This is a genomic window from Psychrosphaera sp. B3R10 (genome assembly GCF_018861025.1).
In the GTDB taxonomy this organism is placed as follows: domain Bacteria; phylum Pseudomonadota; class Gammaproteobacteria; order Enterobacterales; family Alteromonadaceae; genus Psychrosphaera; species Psychrosphaera algicola.
The window spans coordinates 1-2484 of sequence record NZ_JAHKQH010000029.1; the positions used below are offsets into that span (position 1 = coordinate 1).

Annotated in this window: 3 protein-coding genes; all 3 read left to right on the top strand. The window is 36.3% G+C overall.

What is annotated here, in order from left to right; all coding sequences use genetic code 11:
* Positions 1-492 precede the first annotated feature (492 nt).
* Positions 493-1167 carry an alpha/beta hydrolase gene (locus tag KO525_RS11765; protein WP_215964017.1) on the top strand — a complete coding sequence of 225 codons (675 nt, stop codon included), beginning with the start codon at positions 493-495 and terminating at the stop codon, positions 1165-1167.
* A gap of 98 nt (positions 1168-1265) precedes the next feature.
* Positions 1266-1688 carry a hypothetical protein gene (locus KO525_RS11770; RefSeq protein ID WP_200220615.1) on the top strand — a complete coding sequence of 141 codons (423 nt, stop codon included), beginning with the start codon at positions 1266-1268 and terminating at the stop codon, positions 1686-1688.
* A 107-nt stretch (positions 1689-1795) separates the two neighbouring features.
* Positions 1796-2275, top strand: a complete 480-nt coding sequence (locus tag KO525_RS11775; protein ID WP_215964018.1) for a hypothetical protein — start codon at positions 1796-1798, stop codon at positions 2273-2275.
* Positions 2276-2484 lie beyond the last annotated feature (209 nt).

Sequence of the window (2484 nt, forward strand, 5' to 3'; positions counted from 1 at the left end):
TTACCCGTTATTAGGGCGTTAACTAGGCCATAAATATCAAAGTTATAAATTTGAACCTTTGGTGTTTTGTTTTGAGTTAAACCTGGCCGATTTCAGTTTACTTTTGTGGGTGTTGCCGGTTCAAGTTTGCAACATGCTACTTTTAGCGCGGTATTTACAACAAACCAACGGATAGCTAAGTTTGGTGTTAATTGACGTTTTAGTGGATTTTGGGCTACCGTGGTTTTTAATGTATTTGTTCTGTTTAAGAACTGCAATTCTGATTAATTACCCATTAATGAAATAGTGGTTAAATTTAGAAATATCGTAAATGGGGTTCGGCGTTGTTTGGACAGTCGGGGTAATTTGAATTGCGGAGCGTGGTGCTAGGCCTACGTTAACAAGTCAATAAAGTCGGACGCGTCAAGCTTGGCTCGCGTTCGTTCCTCACTGATTATAGCCAAGCTTAACTTCGCCTCTTATTGAGGCGTTATAAGGCAAGAGGATTGTCCGGTGAAAGTTTTACTTATTCCAGGAATGGATGGAACTGGCAAATTGTTTAGCCCATTATTAGATGAATTGCCTAGCTGTGTAGATACTCAGGTCATTTGCTTAAATGATCTAATCACCCAAAATCCAATCGAGCAGGCATTAGAAATAGCATCCTTAATTGGTAGTGAGGAAGTCATAATATTGTCTGAATCCTATTCTGGTTATATTGCTTATCATCTAGCGCTACTGCCAAACCTAAATATTAAGCATGTAATCTTCGCTGCTAGTTTTCTAGAAAACCCAACATGGCTTAGCCGTTTGAATAAACTTCTACCTTTAAATTTAGTTCGTTCAGGTTTAATCCCTGATATCGCTTTAAGCTCTGTTTTATTTGCTCAGCGTAATAACAAGAAAGTGGTAAATTTATTTAACTCTTCTCTTAAATTAATAAATAATTCAACGTTAAGGCACCGCCTTAAGGTTATAGCTAATTTGGTTCGCCCAAGTGAACCATTATCTGTTCCATGTACTTATGTCCAAGCAAGTAATGATTATCTGGTTTCTAATAAATCAGTGGATGTATTTAAAGAATTATGTATAAATATCAATATAGTTAAGGCTAGTGGCGGTCATTTTATTGTGCAAAGTAATCCTCACTATTTTTCAAAATTGGTACAAGATGTAATTGCCTTATAACAAGCCAATTAAGCGGGACTAAAAACAGTTGGCTTTTGCTCCTTCGTCGCTAATTTTAGCCAACAATTTTTTGCCTCTTAATGAGGCGTTATACGCTAATGAAACTTTTATTTTTAATTACTATTATATTAATCATACCGTTTAAGGCAAAAGCTCTTGATTCACCCATATTCCATTCGGTCAATATTGGTGATCAGTTCATAGGTGAATATATATATTTGGGCTATTGGGATCAGGAACCTTTAGAAGGAGGTGCTAAGGGGATATCATATAGATATGGACTTGGAACCCATGGTCAAAAGGTTACAGTGTCATTTTCTAAATTTCAGTATTTTGGCGGCTATGATATTGGTTTGAGCTACATTAAACCATATGAAGAAAATACTCATGTATTTAATGGGAAAAACTCTGCATTAGCTATTGAAGGAACCTTAAGGTTTTTTCTATCAAATCTGACTATTGGTGTCACTGAAGAAACTGTATATGCTTCAGTAGGGTGGTCTTTCAATTATGGCTTTTAGCGTATAACAAGCGCATTAATAATGGACGTCTTAAACTTGGCTGGACGCTCATTCTTCGCTAATTTTAGCCAAGTCTAATACGCCCATTATGCGGGCGTTATATTTACATGGAGTTTCGTGAACCAATGAAGTCTTTTCTAATTATATTATTATCTGTATTTCTATTTTCTTGTGCCTCAACAAAAGAACAAGCTAACCACCTTGAATTCATGATGTACTCGGACGCACACCCTGAGCTAAACGATGCAGAAAGCAGTTTATGGTTTGGTTATAGTTTCGGGCTTGGTATATGTATACAAAACGAAAATGCATCTTATGATCGTTATCCAATGAAATGTGAAGTTAGTGCTAGAAAAGCTATGGCTCAAATGTACGAAAATGAAACGGATAAAAGTAAATATTCGAACTCTTATCCAAAGGAGTTATTCAGTGTATATCGCGCGGGTTTTATGGAGGCTTATGTTTGGTCTAACAATCAACAAAAAGATTGGAAGCGCCCTAAAAACACCGATGAATTTCAGACATGGGCAATTTCAAACTTAAAAAGTCATATCCCACAACAAAAGTTTATGGGTAAGTTTCAGTAAATATAACACATATGAACCTTCTCCCGTCAAATAGACAATAGGATCTTTTTTAGCTGCTGTTAGGCAGCTAATTGTATTCGTCAATCAGCAAAATAATCTACTTCGCAATGTCATTGTGGCCGTTAAAATTGTTTACGGCAAACACATATAGAGGCTCTCATATTGTGATCTCATCACTGCCTAACTCCGTCATTCCTTTTGTTGGTTAG